General features: G+C 72.3%; 13 protein-coding genes. 2 read left to right on the forward strand and 11 right to left on the reverse strand.

What is annotated here, in order from left to right; all coding sequences use genetic code 11:
• Nucleotides 1-457: 457 nt before the first annotated feature.
• Complete coding sequence (locus ACFWVP_RS13300) at nucleotides 458-1,465, reverse strand: stage II sporulation protein M (RefSeq protein WP_384496222.1); 1,008 nt, start codon at nucleotides 1,463-1,465, stop codon at nucleotides 458-460.
• Between the two features lie 119 nt (nucleotides 1,466-1,584).
• Between ACFWVP_RS13300 and ACFWVP_RS13305 the strand changes: the two genes are divergently transcribed.
• A complete protein-coding gene (locus ACFWVP_RS13305; RefSeq protein WP_384496224.1) occupies nucleotides 1,585-2,649 on the forward strand; it encodes an RDD family protein in 1,065 nt (354 codons plus the stop codon).
• Here ACFWVP_RS13305 and ACFWVP_RS13310 read toward each other — a convergent pair.
• The 8 genes from ACFWVP_RS13310 to ACFWVP_RS13345 all read right to left on the reverse strand — a co-directional run bounded on the left by ACFWVP_RS13310 (nucleotide 2,646) and on the right by ACFWVP_RS13345 (nucleotide 11,446).
• Nucleotides 2,646-3,263 (reverse strand): hypothetical protein, encoded by a 618-nt coding sequence (locus ACFWVP_RS13310; protein WP_384496225.1) that lies wholly within the window; start codon nucleotides 3,261-3,263, stop codon nucleotides 2,646-2,648. The two genes, ACFWVP_RS13305 and ACFWVP_RS13310, sit on opposite strands and share 4 nt — an antisense overlap.
• A 127-nt stretch (nucleotides 3,264-3,390) precedes the next feature.
• Nucleotides 3,391-4,848: an adenosylhomocysteinase gene (ahcY, locus tag ACFWVP_RS13315; RefSeq protein ID WP_384496226.1), complete on the reverse strand. Its 1,458-nt coding sequence runs from the start codon at nucleotides 4,846-4,848 to the stop codon at nucleotides 3,391-3,393.
• A gap of 647 nt (nucleotides 4,849-5,495) precedes the next feature.
• On the reverse strand, nucleotides 5,496-6,518 hold the full coding sequence (locus ACFWVP_RS13320) for a cation diffusion facilitator family transporter (protein WP_384496227.1): 1,023 nt from the start codon (nucleotides 6,516-6,518) through the stop codon (nucleotides 5,496-5,498).
• Between the two features lie 86 nt (nucleotides 6,519-6,604).
• The gene (gene manA / locus ACFWVP_RS13325; RefSeq protein ID WP_384496228.1) at nucleotides 6,605-7,795 is read right to left on the reverse strand and encodes a mannose-6-phosphate isomerase, class I; all 1,191 of its coding nucleotides are present in this window, start codon (nucleotides 7,793-7,795) and stop codon (nucleotides 6,605-6,607) included.
• Between the two features lie 93 nt (nucleotides 7,796-7,888).
• Nucleotides 7,889-9,025 carry an SIS domain-containing protein gene (locus ACFWVP_RS13330; protein ID WP_384496230.1) on the reverse strand — a complete coding sequence of 379 codons (1,137 nt, stop codon included), beginning with the start codon at nucleotides 9,023-9,025 and terminating at the stop codon, nucleotides 7,889-7,891.
• A gap of 63 nt (nucleotides 9,026-9,088) precedes the next feature.
• Nucleotides 9,089-9,271, reverse strand: a complete 183-nt coding sequence (locus ACFWVP_RS13335) for a Trm112 family protein (protein ID WP_384496526.1) — start codon at nucleotides 9,269-9,271, stop codon at nucleotides 9,089-9,091.
• A gap of 292 nt (nucleotides 9,272-9,563) precedes the next feature.
• Nucleotides 9,564-10,931, reverse strand: a complete 1,368-nt coding sequence (locus tag ACFWVP_RS13340) for a phosphomannomutase/phosphoglucomutase (RefSeq protein WP_384496231.1) — start codon at nucleotides 10,929-10,931, stop codon at nucleotides 9,564-9,566.
• A gap of 137 nt (nucleotides 10,932-11,068) precedes the next feature.
• Nucleotides 11,069-11,446: a DUF3499 domain-containing protein gene (locus ACFWVP_RS13345; RefSeq protein ID WP_384496232.1), complete on the reverse strand. Its 378-nt coding sequence runs from the start codon at nucleotides 11,444-11,446 to the stop codon at nucleotides 11,069-11,071.
• A gap of 322 nt (nucleotides 11,447-11,768) precedes the next feature.
• On the opposite strand from ACFWVP_RS13345, the gene ACFWVP_RS13350 reads away from it, so the two are divergent.
• Nucleotides 11,769-12,200 carry a metallopeptidase family protein gene (locus tag ACFWVP_RS13350; RefSeq protein WP_384496528.1) on the forward strand — a complete coding sequence of 144 codons (432 nt, stop codon included), beginning with the start codon at nucleotides 11,769-11,771 and terminating at the stop codon, nucleotides 12,198-12,200.
• A 72-nt stretch (nucleotides 12,201-12,272) separates the two neighbouring features.
• Here ACFWVP_RS13350 and ACFWVP_RS13355 read toward each other — a convergent pair whose 3' ends face one another.
• Entirely contained in the window at nucleotides 12,273-13,796 is a 1,524-nt protein-coding gene (locus ACFWVP_RS13355; RefSeq protein WP_384496233.1) for a DUF5719 family protein, read from the reverse strand.
• Complete coding sequence (locus ACFWVP_RS13360; RefSeq protein WP_384496235.1) at nucleotides 13,793-17,620, reverse strand: glycosyltransferase; 3,828 nt, start codon at nucleotides 17,618-17,620, stop codon at nucleotides 13,793-13,795. The genes ACFWVP_RS13355 and ACFWVP_RS13360 overlap by 4 nt, the downstream gene beginning before the upstream one ends.
• Nucleotides 17,621-17,623: the final 3 nt, after the last annotated feature.

Consider the following 17,623-nt stretch of genomic DNA (forward strand, 5'->3'; position numbering starts at 1 on the left):
CGGGGCCCTCCGGGCGCTTCCCTTCGTTCTTGCGTTTCCGACTCTATCAGACTCTTTCGTGTCCGATTCCCGGTCGAAGCGGGGCCGCCTTCCAGATCTTCGCTTTCGCGTTTCCCTTTCCGGCGAGTCCGACTTTACCAGACTCATTTTCGTTCCGTTTCCGGTCCGAATTCGAATCCAGCGGCCTGCGGAGCGGCCTTTGCCTTTCGGCTGACTCGACTTTATCAGAAGCATCGACCGAAGCTAATCGGCGTGTCTGCTCATTCAAAGAGAAGAATCGATCGGCTCTGCGAGGATCTCGTCCCCAGCAAGAGCGAAATTCACTTTAACCTTCGCACTCGAACCTGTCCAGTTCGCTGCAACCGTTAAAATATACCTCCCCACGCCGACTGTGTCAACAGTTTTTGTGGGCGAGGGAGACACTAGCAGGTCAGCGGCCGTGGACGCACATCGGCCGTCACGCCGCGGAGGGGAGTTCCGCGCTGCGTTCCGCGACGTCGAGATCGCCCGTGTCGCCGGCCTTGGCCGCCCGCCCGCCGAGAACGTAGACGTAGGCGAGAAAGGCCAGCTCAGCCACGATGCCGATGGTGATCCGAGCCCAGGTGGGAAGGCCCGACGGGGTCACGAAGCCCTCGATGACACCGGAGACGAACAGGACCAGGGCCAGGCCGATTGCCATGCCGAGAGCCGCCCGTCCCTGCTCGGCCAAGGCGGAGCGCCTGGTGCGGGGCCCCGGGTCGATGACCGTCCAGCCGAGGCGGAGTCCGGTACCCGCCGCGACGAAGACAGCGGTGAGCTCCAGCAGTCCGTGCGGAAGGACGAGGCCCAGGAACGTGTCCAGCCGACCGGCCGATGACATCAGGCCGATGCCGACACCGAGGTTGAACACGTTGAGGAGGAGGATCCAGATCACCGGCAGGCAGAGGAACGCGCCCAGCACCAGGCACATCGCTGCGGCTTGGGCGTTGTTCGTCCAGACCTGGGCGGCGAACGACGCGGCCGGGTGGCTGGAGTAGTAGGTCTCGTACTCCCCACCGGGTCTGGTCAGACTGCGCAGGTCCTCCGGGGCGGCGATCGCCGCCTGGACTTCCGGATGTGTGCCGATCCACCAGCCGATGACGGCCGCCAGGAGCGTGCAGAGCACCGCCGTGGGTATCCACCAGTGCCTCGATCGGTAGACGGCCGCGGGAAAGCCGGCGGTCAGGAAGCGTGCCGCGTCACGCCACGAAGCCCGGCGGGTCCCGGTCACGGTGGAACGGGCGCGGGCCACGAGCTGGGTGAGGCGCGCGGTCAGCAGAGGATCCGGTGCGCTGGACTGGATCAGGGACAGGTGCGTGGCCGTGCGCTGGTAGAGAGCGACGAGCTCATCCGCTTCCGAGCCGGTCAGGCTCCGCCCTCGGTGCAGAAGGTGGTCCAGGCGGTCCCACTCGGTGCGGTGGGTGGTCACGAAGACATCGAGATCCATGGTCGGCTGCTGCTCCAGGCATGGGTGCGTACGGGTCCGTACTACGGCGGCGCGCTGCGGGCCAGCTTGGCAGACTGTGGGCCCGAGGGGCAGGGAAGGGCGGCGAAGGGTGGGCGACGATGAATGAGCTCGTGACCGGGGATGCGGTCGTACTGGGGTTGCAGCCGGCGAGGCTACCGAGCCGGGCGTTGGCCATCGCCATCGATCTTGCGGTAGTTCTGACAGTTTTTGTTCTGATATCGATCGGTCTGGCGGTGGCTACCGCGAGTATCGACGAGGCGGCGAGTGCGGCGATCGCCGTCGCCACCTTCCTTCTTGTGCTGGTGGGCGGGCCCATCGCCGTCGAGACGCTCAGCCACGGCCGTTCCCTGGGGAAGCTGGCCTGCGGACTTCGCGTGGTGCGGGACGACGGCGGGCCGATCCGGTTCCGGCACGCGCTGGTGAGGGGATCGATGGGCGTGGTCGAGATCCTGGGAACGTTCGGCGTCGTCGCCTGTATCGCCTCCCTGGTGTCGGCCAGGGGCCGACGACTCGGTGACGTGTTCGCGGGAACCCTCGTCGTGCGGGAGCGGGTACCGACCGGGCGTGCCGCTGCCGTGCCGCTGCCTCCTCCCTGGCTGGTGGGACGGTTCGCGCAGCTGGACCTGTCGGCGGTGCCGGACGATCTCTGGCTGGCGATACGCCAGTACCTGACCCGGATGCACCAGCTCGACGGCGCCGTGGGCTGGTCGATCGCCGAACGGCTGTCCGGAGACCTCGCCGCCCGTACGGGAGTTCCCGTACCGCAGGGCGTGCCTGCGGCCGCGTATCTGGCGGCTGTGGTGAACGAGCGGCAGGCGCGGGATGTGAGGCGGGTGACCGCTGCCGCCGGCCGGAACCACGCCGTGCGGACGTCGGTGTCCACAGCTCCCCAGGGAGGAACGTGGCCGGGAGCGGCCGGGCCCGGGGGGATGGCGGTGTCGTCGGGCGGACCGTCCGTAGCTGTGCCCGGAGGGACGCCCGCAGGCTCGCCCTGGAAAGTCCGGGCGGCCACGGACGTCGTGTCGCCGCCGCCGTCTGTCACCCCCGCGGCACCGGTGTCCGCGCCGCTGCCCGCTCCGGGGTCCGCCCCACACCGAGGCGGTACGCCGCCGACGGGCCGGCCCGAGGGGCCGGGTGCCACCGGGTTCGCTCCACCCGCCTAGTGCGGCAGGGGCGAGGGCGGTGATTCCAGGTGCTCCAGCTCGATACCCGGAGCTGCCAGGACCACGTCCCCGGCCAGGTGGACCGCGTGCTGTTCCCCGGTGTCCAGCGCGTTGACCTGGTACTCGTCCACGATCAGGGGGCCGTTGTCAGTGGGGTGCGCTTCACTGTCCACCAGGGCCCAGGACTGGTCGACGGTGCGGGGCGCGAGAACCGGGTCCGTGAAGGTGACCAGACGGACGCGGGTCGCGGGGGAATCGGGGGTGAGGCGCAGGAGCCGGGCGGTGGCGACGAGGAAGGCGGGGGACGTGCCGGAGAAGGTGTGGGCGCGGACGTTGCCTTCGGTGGCGTGAGCACCGGTCGGATCGGTCCGTACCCAGGTGACTCCGTCGAGGGCGGCGCCACGGATCTGCCAGCTCGAGGCGTGCAGTTCGAGACGGATGGGGCGGCCGAGCTCGTCCAGGGCCAGGTCGACGGAGCCCAGGTGCGCGCCGGAGGGGGATGTCGTCTGGGAGACGTAGCGCCAGCCGGAGGGGCCTGGGGCGCAGTGGAAGTGTTCTTCGCCGAGGGGGGTGTGGTCGTGGAGATCGTGGAGCGAATAACGGCCGCGGGGCATGGGGTCCTTCGGGTTCCTCGGGCTGTGCGGGTGCGGTACGGGACAGGCCCCCGGCACGGGGGTGCGGGGGCCTGCGCTCGTACGTGCTGCTGCTGAGTCAGCGCCGGCCGGATGGCCGGCGGGCGGCTCAGTAGCGGTAGAGGTCGGACTTGTACGGGCCCTCGACCGGGACACCGATGTAGTCGGCCTGCTCCTGGCGCAGGGTCGTGAGCCTCACGCCCAGCGCGTCGAGGTGCAGTCGGGCGACCTTCTCGTCCAGGTGCTTGGGCAGCACGTAGACATCGGTCGGGTATGCCTCGGGCTTCGTGAACAGCTCGATCTGGGCCAGGGTCTGGTCCGCGAACGAGTTGGACATGACGAACGAGGGGTGGCCGGTGGCGTTGCCCAGGTTCAGCAGGCGGCCCTCCGACAGCACGATCAGGACCTTGCCGTCGGTGAACGTCCAGGTGTGGACCTGCGGCTTGACCTCGTCCTTGACGATGCCGTCGATCTTCGCCAGACCGGCCATGTCGATCTCGTTGTCGAAGTGGCCGATGTTCCCGACGATGGCCTGGTGCTTCATCCGGGCCATGTCACCGGCCATGATGATGTCCTTGTTGCCCGTCGTGGTGACGAAGATGTCGGCGGTCTCCACGACGTCGTCGAGCGTGGCGACCTGGTAGCCGTCCATCGCCGCCTGCAGCGCGCAGATCGGGTCGATCTCAGTGATGATCACTCGGGCGCCCTGGCCGCGGAGGGACTCCGCACAGCCCTTGCCCACGTCGCCGTAACCGCAGACGACGGCGGTCTTGCCGCCGATCAGGACGTCGGTGGCGCGGTTGATGCCGTCGATCAGCGAGTGGCGGCAGCCGTACTTGTTGTCGAACTTCGACTTGGTGACGGCGTCGTTGACGTTGATCGCCGGGAACAGGAGGGTGCCGTCGCGGTGCATCTCGTACAGCCGGTGCACACCGGTCGTGGTCTCCTCGGTGACACCGCGGATCTCGGACGCGAGCTGCGTCCACTTCTGCGGGGACTCGCCGAGGGTGCGGTTCAGCAGGGTGAGGATGTACGCGTACTCCTCGCTGTCCGCGGTCGACGGGTCCGGTGCGGCGCCCGCCTTCTCGAACTCGACGCCCTTGTGGACGAGGAGGGTGGCGTCACCACCGTCGTCGAGGATCATGTTCGGGCCGCCGGTGGGGGTGTTGGGCCAGGTCAGAGCCTGCTCCGTGCACCACCAGTACTCCTCCAGGCTCTCGCCCTTCCAGGCGAAGACCGGGACGCCGGCGGGGGCGTCCGGGGTGCCGTTCGGGCCGACCGCGATGGCGGCGGCCGCGTGGTCCTGGGTGGAGAAGATGTTGCAGGAGGCCCAGCGGACCTCGGCGCCCAGGGCGACGAGGGTCTCGATGAGCACCGCGGTCTGCACCGTCATGTGCAGCGAGCCGGTGACACGCGCACCGGCCAGCGGCTGCGTGGCGGCGTATTCCTTGCGGATCGACATCAGGCCGGGCATCTCGTGCTCGGCGAGGGTGATCTCCTTGCGCCCGAAGGGGGCGAGGGAGAGGTCGGCGACCTTGAAGTCCTGGCTATTGGCGGCCGTCGTCATAACGGGCTGCTCCTCGTGATGGGTCGAGAGGTGGGCTGGCTGGCTCTGCGGCGGCGCGGACACAGGAATGCCCGGGTCATCGCAGTGCAGTCCGTCGGAGGCCCTCTCTCCCTCGGCCGGCCCGCACCTGCGAGCCGATCGACCGCCATCAGCAGCGACGTCTGGTACTACGACGAATCTACACCGAACGGCCCAGTGAGCCCCAGCCCGTCCGGGCATCGGGGGCGCTCACGGGACCGTTCGGGGCCGAAGCCCAGCGGGTCGGTGGCCGGATCCGGCCGGTGGTCGGGCGAGGCCGGAGAGCTCGAAGAAGCCCGGGTTCGAAGCGTCCGAGGACGCCTGAAGGGCCCGCCGAACCAATCCGAGGCTTCCGTGGAACCCGAGGACCGTGGGACGTCCGCGACGCCCTCGGCGCCGTGGAACCCAAGACGTCCGCGACGCCCTCGGACCCCGAGGCACCGCGACGCCCTCGGCGCCGTGGAACCCAAGGCGTCCGCGAGGCCCGTGTCGCACGGCGCCAGGGTCACCTGCGGGAACCCCGGTGCCCGCGCCGCACGCAGAACCCGAGGCTTTCCTGACACCCACATGACGTCCGTAGAACCCGAGGCGTCCCCGGCTACCCCGGTGCCCGCGCCACCCGTGGAGCCCTAGGCGCCCGGCGCCTCCGAGGACCCCGCAGGCTTCGGGGCGCCCGGCGCCTCCGGGGACTCCGGCGCGCCGCCCGGGGACTTGCCCGGGTTGGTGCCGGCCGCGGCCGCTTCCTCGTCGTAGATGTCGGGCTCCAGGTAGATGACCCGGGCGATCGGGACGGCCGCACGGATCCGGTTCTCCGCCGCGTTGATGGCGGCGGAGACCTCGGCGGCCGACTCGTCGCTCCGGACCGCGATCTTGGCGGCGACCAGCAGCTCCTCCGGGCCGAGGTGGAGCGTACGCATGTGGATGATGCGGGTGACGGTGTCCCCGTCGACCACCGCGCCCTTGATCTTCTCGACGTCGTCGACCCCGGCCGCCTCACCGAGCAGCAGCGACTTCGTCTCCGCGGCGAGGACGATCGCGATGACGATCAGCAGGATGCCGATGCAGAGGGTGCCGATGCCGTCCCACACGCCGTTGCCGGTAACCAGGGCCAGGCTGACGCCGGCGAGAGCCAGGATCAGGCCGACGAGCGCACCGAGGTCCTCGAGGAGGACGACGGGCAGCTCGGGGGCCTTGGCGCGGCGGACGAACTGCGTCCAGGAGAGCTTGCCGCGGGTCAGGTTGGACTCCACGATCGCCGTACGGAAGGAGAAGCTTTCGGCGATGATCGCGAAGACCAGGACGCCGACCGGCCAGTACCAGGCCTCGATCTCGTGCGGGTGCTTGATCTTCTCGTAGCCCTCGTAGATGGCGAACATGCCACCGACCGAGAACAGCACGATGGAGACGAGGAACGCGTAGATGTAGCGCTCACGTCCGTAGCCGAAGGGGTGTTGGGGGGTCGCCTCTCGCTGGGCCTTCTTGCCGCCCAGCAACAGCAGGCCCTGGTTGCCGGAGTCCGCGAGCGAGTGAACGCTCTCCGCGAGCATCGACGACGAGCCACTGAAGAGGAACGCCACGAATTTGGCCACTGCGATGGCGAGGTTGGCGACGAGTGCCGCCACGATCGCCTTGGTTCCGCCTGACGCGCTCATGGGTGCCTGGTGTCCCTTCGTCGGTGCTGCGGCACGATGCCGCGGTACGGCCGGACATTGTTGCAGCCGTTGATGCGGACGGTACGTCAGACCACCACGGTCGAGCGGAAGAGTGTGCCCGTACCGGTCACTTCGACCGATTCGTCCGCCGGAACGAACACGGATTCCCCCGGTGCGAGGGTGATGTCCCCGGCCCGCGGGGCACCTGCCGTGCAGAGCAGGATCTGCGGGGTGTCCGCCGTCAGGTCGACGGGTGATCCGCCGGACGCCAGGACGTAGCGCGACAACCGGAATTCGTCGACCGGCGTCTCGTACACCTCTTCGCCCGTGGGCGACGCCTCGGGCCGCAGGATGCCGGGCTCGGTGGCCTCGAAGCGGACGACGCGCAGCAGCTCGGGTACGTCGACGTGCTTGGGGGTCAGCCCGCAGCGCAGCACGTTGTCGGAGTTGGCCATGATCTCGACGCCGAGTCCGCCCAGGTAGGCGTGCGGGACGCCGGACCCGAGGAACATGGCCTCGCCGGGTTGCAGTTGTACGTAGTTCAGCAGCATGGCCGCGATGACGCCCGGGTCGCCGGGGTAGTGGTGGGCGATCCGCGCGTACGGGGCGTGGGTGCCGCCGAGGCGTTCGGCGGCCTCGGCCGCCTCGTCGACCGTGCGGGCCATCTCGGCCGGGTCGGCGGTGAGGATCGCCGTGAGGACCTCGCGCAGCGCCGCCTCTTCGGGGCGGGCGCGGAGCAGGTCCACGTACGGCTTCAGCGAGTCGACGCCGAGAGTGGCTATCGCGTCGGCCGCCTCGGCGGGCCTGCGGAAGCCGCACAGGCCGTCGAAGGGGGTGAGGGCGCAGATCAGCTCGGGTTTGTGGTTGGCGTCCTTGTACGTGCGCCGGGGCGCGTCGATCGGGATGCCCCTGCGCTCCTCGTCCGCGTACCCCTGCTGTGCCCGCGCGAGGTCGGGGTGGACCTGGAGGGAGAGCGGGGCGCCTGCCGCGAGGAGCTTGAGCAGGAAGGGGAGGCGGGGGCCGAAGGTGCGTACGGCCGCCGGGCCCAGCTCGCGTTCGGGGTCCGCCGCGATGACGTCGATGAGGGTACTGTCCTGCCCCTCGCGGGCCCCGGTGCCTCCGGTGGCGGGGCGGGTGAGGCGGGAAGGGGCTCCCGGGTGGGCTCCCATCCACATCTCGGCCTGCGGTTCGCCGGTGGGGGCGACGCCGAGCAGTTCGGGGATGGCCGTGGTGGAGCCCCAGGCGTAGGGGCGCACGGTGTTGGAGAGCCGGTCCATGGAGTTCGTCCTCGTGGGATGCGCGGGGCGGTGTGCCGGACAGGGAAACAGCCGGAGGGAACGGGGAGGGAAACGGCGTGGAAAGCCCCGTCGTCACGCCCGGTTGTCGGCGGCCAGGGAGAGATAGACGGCGGCGAAATCGGTGACCGCGAGGAGCTCGGCGAGTGCTTCGAGCTCGCTGCCCTCCTCGGGTTCGAGTTCGCTGATGGCCGTGTCGTGGCTGAGGGCCAGCTCGCGGGCGGCCGGCCCTGCGGTGAGGCCGCCGGTGGGCCGGTCGCGGAGGAGAACGACGCGGGCCCGCATCGCTTCGGGCTCGTCCACCCGGTCGCGGAAGAAGGCGTCGGGGTCGGCCGCCGCGGCGAACGCCCCGGCGAGCAGCGCCCCGTGGGAGGGCAGCGCCTCGGGGAGTTCCTTGACGAGGGCGGGACGGCCGGCGAGCTCGGCCAGTACGGCGGCGAACCGGCGTCCGACCGGGCCGGCCGCGTCACCCTCCGTCCAGACGAGGGGCAGGCTGTCGGCGAGTTCCGCGGCGAGGGTCTTGGCCGGGTTGCTGTACGTGGCGATGGCCGGGCCGCAGCGTTCGGCGGTGCGGTCGAGCCGGTCGGCGGCCTTCGCCAACGCCTCGGGGGGCGCGTCGACCATGCCCATCCGGTCCAGCAGGGCCAGCAGCGGGGTGAGCAGCGCCCAGAGCGTGCCGGGGCCGGCGGCCGAGGTCTCGGCGTCGTACTCCCCGTACGGGGCGGCGGCCATCGGTACGACGAGTCCGTGGACGCCGTCGACGGCCTCGCGCAGCGGCGACCTGACGGGGGCGACGGCGACGACCGTGCAGCCGCGGCGGTAGGCCTGCTCGGCGAGCAGGGCGAGGCCGGGCTCCGACCCGTCGGCCGTGGCGATGAGCAGCAGGTCGACGGATCCGGCCCATCCGGGCAGCGCCCAGCGAAGAGCTCCGGCGGCCGGCGCGACTCCGGTGGGGCGGATCGGGATGACGGGCGATGCGGCGCCCGCGAGGGCGCCGATCAGGTCGGCTACACCGGACGCGGCGGTGCCGGGCCCCGCGACGAGGACGGCACGGGGCCGGCCCTCGGGGGTCAGGCCGCCGATGCCTGCCTCGGCGGCGTGCCGGGCGGCCGTACGTACGCGGGCCCCGGCCTCGGCGGCACCGCGGAGCAGACCGCGCCGGTCGGCTCGGGCCAGGGCTTCCGGGGCGTCGAGCAACGACTCGTCGAGCATGGCGGTGGGCCTCCGATCACCGTGCTGATCAGGTGCGGGATGCGGGGTGCGCGCGTCCCGAGGTCATGCGGGGCGGCGGGCCTCGTCGACGAGGAGCACCGGGATGCCGTCCCGTACCGGGTAGGCCAGACCGCAGTCCGTGCCGGTGCAGACCAGCTCGGGGTCCTCGGCCGCGGACCGGTCGTCGAGCCCTGCGTGGCAGGCCGGGCAGGCGAGGATCTCCAGGAGGCCGGCTTCGAGCGGCATGGGGTGGGTCCCTTCGAGCATGCGGTCAGGATGGTTGCGGGCCGGTTCGGGTCCGCGGGGCTGGGGCCTCGTCAGCCTACCGCCGGGCCGACAGGGGCGCGGCCCGGCAGGCCCCGCCCGGCAGTGCATGTGCCGGGCGCCACGGTGCGCGCGGCGGGTAGAGGCCACGCGCGGTACGCGGTGGGGCAGGCGGTGTGCGCCGGGACCCCCTTGTACAGGCGCCGGGGGCGCCCCCTGTATCCACGCGCCGGTTGCCCGCTGTGCCTGTGTGCGGGGGTGCGTGCCCCTGTGCCTAGGCGCGGACCACGGCCAGGACCTCGTCCCGTACCGCCTCCATCGTCTTCTCGTCGCGGGCCTCGACGTTCAGGCGCAGCAGCGGCTCGGTGTTGGAGGGTCGGAGGTTGAACCACCAGTCCTCACCGGTCGCCGTGAGTCCGTCGAGCTCGTCGAGGGTGATGTCGTCGCGGCTCCCGTACGCCGCCCTGATCGCCGCGAGCCGGTCCGCCTGGTCGGCGACGGTGGAATTGATCTCCCCGGAGCCCGCGTAGCGGTCGTAGCGGTCGACGAGTCCTGAGAGCGGGCCCTCCTGCCCGCCGAGCGCCGCCAGGACGTGCAGGGCGGCGAGCATGCCGGTGTCGGCGTTCCAGAAGTCCCGGAAGTAGTAGTGCGCGGAGTGCTCGCCGCCGAAGATCGCGCCGTGCTCGGCCATCTCCGCCTTGATGAAGGAGTGGCCGACCCGGGTGCGGACGGGGGTTCCGCCGTTCTCCAGGACGACCTCGGGGACCGACCAGGAAGTGATCAGGTTGTGGATGACCGTGCCCTTGCCGCCGTTGCGGGCGAGCTCGCGGGCGGCGACCAGGGCCGTGATCGCGGACGGCGACACGCCCGCGCCCCGCTCGTCCACGACGAAGCAACGGTCCGCGTCCCCGTCGAAGGCGAGGCCGAGGTCGGCGCCCTCGGCGATGACGCGGGCCTGGAGGTCGACGATGTTCTTCGGGTCGAGGGGGTTGGCCTCGTGGTTCGGGAAGGTGCCGTCCAGCTCGAAGTACAGGGGTACGAGGTCGAGCGGGAGGCCGGCGAAGACGGTGGGGACGGTGTGGCCGCCCATGCCGTTGCCCGCGTCCACGACGACCTTGAGGGGGCGGATCCCGGAGAGCTCGACGAGGCCCAGCAGGTGCGCGGCGTAGTCGGTGAGTGTGTCCCGTTCGCTGACCGTGCCGGGTGCGGTGGCGGTCGTGGCCGGAGCACCGTGCTCGGACCACTGTTCGACCAGGGTGCGGATCTCGGAGAGGCCGGTGTCCTGGCCTACGGGCGCCGCTCCGGCGCGGCACATCTTGATGCCGTTGTACCGGGCCGGGTTGTGCGAGGCCGTGAACATCGCCCCGGGCAGGTCCAGTGCCCCGGAGGCGTAGTACAGCTGGTCCGTCGAGCACAGCCCGATCAGCGTCACGTCGGCGCCGCGGGCCGTGGCGCCCCGGGCGAAGGCCCGGGACAGACCGGGCGAGGAGGGCCGCATGTCGTGGCCGACGACGATCGCGTCCGCGTCCGTGACCTGGACGAAGGCCGCGCCGAACAGTTCGGCGAGCGGCTCGTCCCACTGGTCGGGCACTACTCCACGCACGTCGTACGCCTTCACGAGCTGCGACAGGTCAGCAACCACGGCCGGTCCTCCTGGGATCTCTGCGGACCGCCCAAACTACCGGGCGTGCGCACACCGCCCGTCGGTGGAGCGTCCCCCCAGGAGAACACCGGGCAGGAGAACCCCGGTCACGAGGGCGGCGGCCGGGGAGGCGCCGGTCAGGAGTCCGGGGAGCGCAGCACCCGCAGATGACCGCGGCGTGCGACCTCCACCGGATCCGCGGCGCGCGGTCCCCGGCCAGGGGTGCCGGGTCCGCGGTCCTGCGGCCGGGCCGCTTCGCGCACGGCGTTGGCGAGCGCTTCCAGGTCGTCACCGCTGGGACGCGTGGGAGCCGAGGGGTCGGAGAGCCGGACGACCTCCCAGCCTCGTGGCGCGGTGAGGCGCTCACCGTGCTCGGCGCAGAGGTCGTAGCAGTGGGGCTCGGCATAGGTGGCGAGCGGGCCGAGGACCGCGGTCGAGTCGGCATAGACGTACGTCAGTGTCGCGACGGCGGGACGGCCGCACGCGGTTCGCGAACAGCGACGTACAGGGCTCACGATGTTGGACGGTACCGCACTCTTGAGCGGGCCGCGACGACCCTCCCTCAGGTCACCGCCTCGTGTCGGCCGGTGGCCCCCGGCCGAGTGGGTTCTCCCGCAGTCGTCCTGACCTGCGCGGCAGCCGTGCCGCACCCATGCGCCGGGCCTCCGTACCGGGCTCCCGGGTGGCCGCACACGGTCGTCCGACGGTGCATCAACGGTCGGTTTCGGGGCCTGAACCGGACTCGTCCCTGGCCGGAATGTTCAGGTGCGGACATCAGGCCGACCTGCGGAGAAGCCGTGATCGGGGCGGCCGGAGGAGCGTTACGCTGCGTCGGTGATGGACAGTTCCGTACCCCCGCCCCACCCGTCCGAGCCGCAGCCCCGCCGTCGCGACCGCCACGGCCGCGGCATGCGCGGGCCGGTCGCCCCGCCCCAGGTGCCGCTGTCGGTCAGCAGGGCGGAGAGCTTCCGCGATCTGGTCCAGGACTCGGTGGAGCGGCTGGAACGGCGCTGGCCGCAGCTGGCGGAGGTCGACTTCCTGGTCCTCGACGTGCCGAGGTCACCGGAGGAGACCGTTCCGCTGGGCAGTGCGGTGTCGGCCGTGAAGGGACAGCCCGCGCAGATCGTCGTCTACCGGCGCCCCGTCGAGATCCGCACCAAGAGCCGCGACGAACGCGCCCTGCTGGTGCACGAGGTCGTGGTGGAGCAGGTCGCGGAACTGCTGGGCCTGTCACCCGAGTCGGTCGACCCGCGCTACGGGCAGGACTGAGCGAGGCGCGCGGACCGGGCGGCGCCCGCCGTGGGCGGACCGGACGGCCGGCCGCCCACGGTGCGGCGGGTCTCAGTCGTCCAGGACGGAGAGGTCCTGCTCCGCCACGGGCACCTCGACCGTGCCGCCGTCGTCGGGCAGCGTCTGGACGGTGAACATCTCGATGCCGCCCTCGGTGACCGTGAGCGTGCGGGCCGCGTGGACGGGGCCGCCCGACTGCGTCCTCACCGTCAGCGCGTAACCGCCCTTGAGCCCGGACGGGACCTCGGGGGTGACCTCCAGCGTCGTACCGCCCTTGACTGTGTACGTCTTGACGGTCTTCTCACCGCCCTCGCTGCCCGCGGACGCGGTCACCTCGACCTTCGCCGTGCTGCCCGGCGCGGTCAGGGAGAGGACCGAACCCTTCGCCCGGTTGTCGGCCACGCTCGCCCGGTCGCCCACCGGCGCCGTCGCGGGGATGTACGCGATCTCCTGCTTGTCGCCCTTGCCGCGCACCACGCGCAGCGCGGCGACGACCGGCGTGCCCTCGCCCTCGACCGGGGACAGCCGGATCGATCCGGGCTCCCCGCGGGTGACGTCCTTGAGGTCGACGCTCGCGGTCATCTGCGACTTGATGTGCAGGGTGTCGTTGCCGGCCGGTGAGAACGTCGCGTTCTTCCCCATGAGCTGGACCTTCACGTCGGCGTCGTCCTCACCGGGTGCGAAGGCCACCAGTCGTACGGACGTGGCGTCGGCCGGGATGCCGGGCAGGACCAGGGTCCGCGCCGGGTCGGCGGACGCGGTCAGCCAGTCGCTGCCCGCGTCTTTCTCCGCGACCCGGACGACCGCCCCGACGCGCCCCGTCCGGGTGGTGACGTGGACGGTCACGTCGTCGACGGCCTCGGTGGTCAAGGTCGGGACCAGCAGCGCGACGCTCGACCTGGCCGGCACCGTGATCCCTTCACCGGTGTCGGACTCGAGGGGGCCCTCGGGACCGAACAGCTCGATGTCGGCGACCGCCGCCGTGTCGTCGGGGTTGGTGAGATGGACGTAGTCCTGCCGCGTCGCCGCAGTGCCGGCGCCCGGGAACCAGAAGTCCGTGTCCGGGGCCGTGCAGCTGACACCGAGGAGGCCGCGGGCCTCGCCCGCCGCGGTCGTGGTGGTCTGCTGGGCCGTCCAGCCCGGGGCCAGCCGGCCGGTGGCGGTGCCGATGAGTGCCGGGGCGTCGGACTTGGGGGTGTCGGCCGTGGCCGGTTTCCCGGTGCCCTCGAGCGTGATGACGGGCTTGTCGGCCGCCGGCTTCTCCTCCTCGTCGTCCTTGTCCTTGTCGGCCGCCGCGTCGTCCTCGTCCGACGGGAGCGGCACGGACGGCTTCAGCTCGGCGGTGCCGGCGTCACCGCCGCTCCCGCCCGCCGGGGTGAAGGACGTGTACGTCGTGTCGGCCAGGTCGGAGCTGCTGGGCGCCGGGCAGAGCAGGCTGGTGCGCTCGACCGGGAGCCGGGCCGCGGCCTTCGCCTCCGGCGCCTCCCCGTCGCCGGGCGCGGTGAGCGCGGCGAATCCGGTGACGGCGGCGAGGGCGACTGCGCCCGCGATGAGGGACAGGGGGGTGGACTTCACTCGGACTCGCCTCGCGATGCGTTGCCGGTCGGCCACGGGCCCTGGCCCGGGGCTGTGTTCTCTTCGTGCCCGTCGTACGGGGCGGCTTCGCCCGTCCCGGGGGCGTAGGGCTGCTGCTGGGGGTAGCCGTACGGGTCGTAGGCGCCCTGCTGCTGGTAGGGGTCTGCCTGGTACGGGTCGGCCTGGTGGTACTGCCCGTCCTGGCCGGCCTGGTACTGGCCGGTGTCCTGCGCGCCCTGGTACTGCCCGGCGTCCTGGCCGCTCCGGTACTGCCCGCTGTCCTGCGCGCCCTGGTACTGCCCGTAGTCGGGAGCGCCCTGGTACTGCTGCGCGTCCCACTCCCCGTAGTTCTGCTGCGGGACCGCCGCGTAGGTGCCGGTGCCGTCCTGGTCGTCCGGGGCCGGCGCGTACGGTTCGCTGTCCTGCTGGGCCGGGATGTACCCGCCCGGCACCGCCGCCGGTTCCGGGGCGTCCGGGGCGGGAGGAGTGCCGTCCTGGTCACCGTAGGGGGGCTCGTACCCGGCCTCCTGACCGTCCTCCCCCGCCGTCACCGCCTCCGCCCGGGCCGCCGCGCGCAGCCTGCGCGCACGGCGTCCCTCGCCGGCGACCGGCTCGACCGGGACCGCCTCGGGCTCCTCGGGCAGGTCGTCGTCGATCACCCGGCGGCGGCCCGGCAGGGCCATGACCACCAGGACGACTCCGAGGGCCACCTGCGTCCAGATCCAGGCGGTGTGCGTGACCGGGGTGTCGTACGTGAGGTCCAGCGTGCCGCCCTCGGCGGGGAGCGTGAAGCCCTGCGCCCAGCCGTCCACGGTCTTCGGCGTCAGCGCCTCGCCGTTCAGCGTGGCCTGCCAGCGCGGGTCCGCACCGTCGGCGATCCGCAGCACCCGGCCCGATCCGCCCTCCGAAATCTTCGTGTGCGCCTCGACGGGCAGCGAGCCGACGGGCACGGGCTCGGCGCCCTCGCCGGACGGCACGATCATGAGGCGCGAGACCTGCCGGTCGACGCGCCACAGGGCGCTGCCGTCCAGCTGGCTGAGCCGGCTGAGGCCGGGCGTCGAGTCGAGCACCCGGCTCATCTGCCGCGGTGCCCCGTCCCGTACGAGGACGTAGCGGATCGCGAAACCGCTCAGCTGGCTTCCCTGGTCGGCGCCCGAGCCGGCGACCAGGTTGCCGACGACCTTGTCGAGGTGGGCGTTGCTGCCGCCCGCCTCGGTGAGCTCGGCGTCGCCGAGGCGCGCACCCGAGCCGCGGACCAGGCTGTACGAGACGGCGGCCGGTGAGGAACCGCCGAGAACCAGGGTGCGCGGCTGGTCCCGGGTGACGCTCTCCTCCGCGACGAAGGCGGGGACCTGCACCGCGTCGCGGCGCTCCAGCGGTCCGGCCGCGCCGCCGATCATCCAGCCGGCGGCGGCCAGCACGGGCGCGGCGGCGGCGGCCAGGGCGATCAGCGCGGCGACCGGCTGGCGCCACCCGAAGCTGAGCGCCGCGACCCGCACCCGGGCGCCGTCGGCGCCGAGCACGGCGGCGCCGATCAGCGCGATGCCGTAGACGAGGGTGGCGGGGCCCGCCCAGGTGGAGCCGTTGGAGAGGCCCGCGAAGAACAGGCCGACGAGCGCGGCGGCCCAGGCGGCACGGATCGCGAACTGCCGCTCCCCGCGCAGCAGTGCGGCCAGCGCCGCCAGGACGATGCCCAGCAGCAGGACGCCGCCCGCCGCCTTGGGACCTCCGGGGCTGATGCCGAGCAGGTCGAGCGCGGTCGCCGTGCCCGTACCGGTGTCCAGACCTGCCTCCTTCAGGAAGCCGGACGGGCTGGTCAGCAGGGACAGCGACCAGGGTGCGAGGAGCAGCATCGGGGTGCCGACGGTGGCCAGGAAGCGCAGTCCGTACGCGACGATGTCGCCCCGGCGCAGCACCAGCACCCCGACGCCGAGGACCGCGGCGAGCGGCCAGACGATCGGGGTGAACGCCGTCGTGAAGGTGAGCAGCAGGGTGTACGCCCAGGTCGCGCGCCAGGTGCCGCGTGCGCCGTCGCCGCCGCGCATCCCGTGCGCGGCGACGGCCGCGCGGGCGATCGGCGGGAGCAGGACGGCCAGTACTGCGGTGCCGAGGCGGCCGGTGGCCAGCGCTCCGGTCGCGGCGGGCAGGAAGGCGTACGCGACGCTCGCCCAGGCCCGCAGGAGCCGCGACTCGATGAGGGGCCGGGAGGCGAAGTAGGCGGTGAGCCCGGCGAGCGGGACCGAGCAGACCAGCAGCACGGTGAGGGCGAGGCCCGTGGAGCCGAGGAACAGCGCCGACAGCGCGGCGATCACGCCGAGGTAGGGCGGCGCCGTCTGCGTGCCGCCGGTGCCGACCGGGTGCCAGCCGTCCGCGTAGCGTCCCCACAGGTCGGAGACGTCGGCGGGCGCGGGCAGGAGCGCGCCGCCCGCGAGTGCGCCGCCGCCGAGGAGGCCGCGGCAGGCGACCAGTGAGACGAGGAGCAGGAGCGCGAAGAGGACCGGGCCGGGCTTGCGGCCGATCCGCTTGAGCCGTGCGAACTGTTCGATCTCCAGGAATTCGGCGTCGTCACCGCCGGGTCCGGACTCGACGACGCCGTGGCGGGAGCCGCCGGAGTCGGAGTCGGCGCGGTTGCCGAAGTTGCCCGCGATCTGTTCGACGGTCGCGCGGACGGTGGCGCCCGGCGGGGGGAAGAGGGAGCGCAGCTCGGCGGCGTCCACGGCCCCCTTGCCCCGTGCGCGGCGCCCGGCGAGGATCCTTCCGGGGCGCAGCAGGGTGCCGAGGAGCCCGGCGACCTCGTCGAGCGCCTGCCCGGGGACCTTGCCCACGAGATAGGCGAGGGTGCGGAGCAGGGTGCCGAGGACGAGACGGACCAGGGCCCAGGGCAGCTGTTTGCCGCGGGCGTTGACGAGCATCGTGTAGACGGCGCCCGCTTTGTCGACGCGGTGCGGGCTGGAGACGGAGCGTCCCGCGCAGTCGATGGGACGGCGTTCCCTGGCGGAGGCCTCGGCATGCCGCAGGACCGCGTCGGGCGCGACGAGGACCCGGTGGCCGGCCATGTGGGCGCGCCAGCAGAGGTCGACGTCGTCACGCATCAGCGGGAGTCTGCGGTCGAAGCCGCCGAGCTCCTCCCAGATGTCGCGGCGGATGAGCATGCCCGCGGAGGAGACGGAGAGGACCGTACGGACCTGGTCGTGCTGGCCCTGGTCCTGCTCGCGCCGGTCGAGACCGGTCCAGCGGCGTCCGCTGTTGGCGATGGAGACGCCGACCTCGAGGAGCTGCTTGCGGTCGTACCAGCCGCGCAGCTTCGGTCCCACGATCGCGGCGTGCTTGTCGTTGTCGACGACGCGCAGCATCTCGGCGAGCGCGTCGGGCTCGGGTGCGCTGTCGTCGTGCAGCAGCCAGAGCCACTGGACGGGATCGCCGTGCGGGAGTTCCGGCAGGTCGTACGCGTCGTCACGCCAGGTCCGGGTGGCCGGGTCCCAGCCGCTCGGGCGCTTCAGGTACGGCAGGTCGTCGGGGCCGAGGACGCCGGCTGTGCGGGTCGCCTCGTCGACGGCGGTGCCGAAGTTCGTACGGCGCGCGAGGTGCAGCACGCGCTCGCCGCCGAGTGCCTCGGTGAGCAGGCGCGCGGAGTCGTCGGCGCTGCCCGTGTCGGCGGCGACGACGTTCTGTACGGGGCGGTCCTGCCCGAGCAGACCGGCGAGCACATCGGGCAGCCAGCGTGCGCCGTCATGGGAGACGAGCACGGCGGTGACGACGTGCCGGGGGAACTCAGGGGCGGCGGCGGCCGCGTTCGGCGCCGCCGAGTGGCTGTGCACGGACATCGA

The organism is Streptomyces sp. NPDC058637 (assembly GCF_042717325.1).
Classification (GTDB): domain Bacteria; phylum Actinomycetota; class Actinomycetes; order Streptomycetales; family Streptomycetaceae; genus Streptomyces.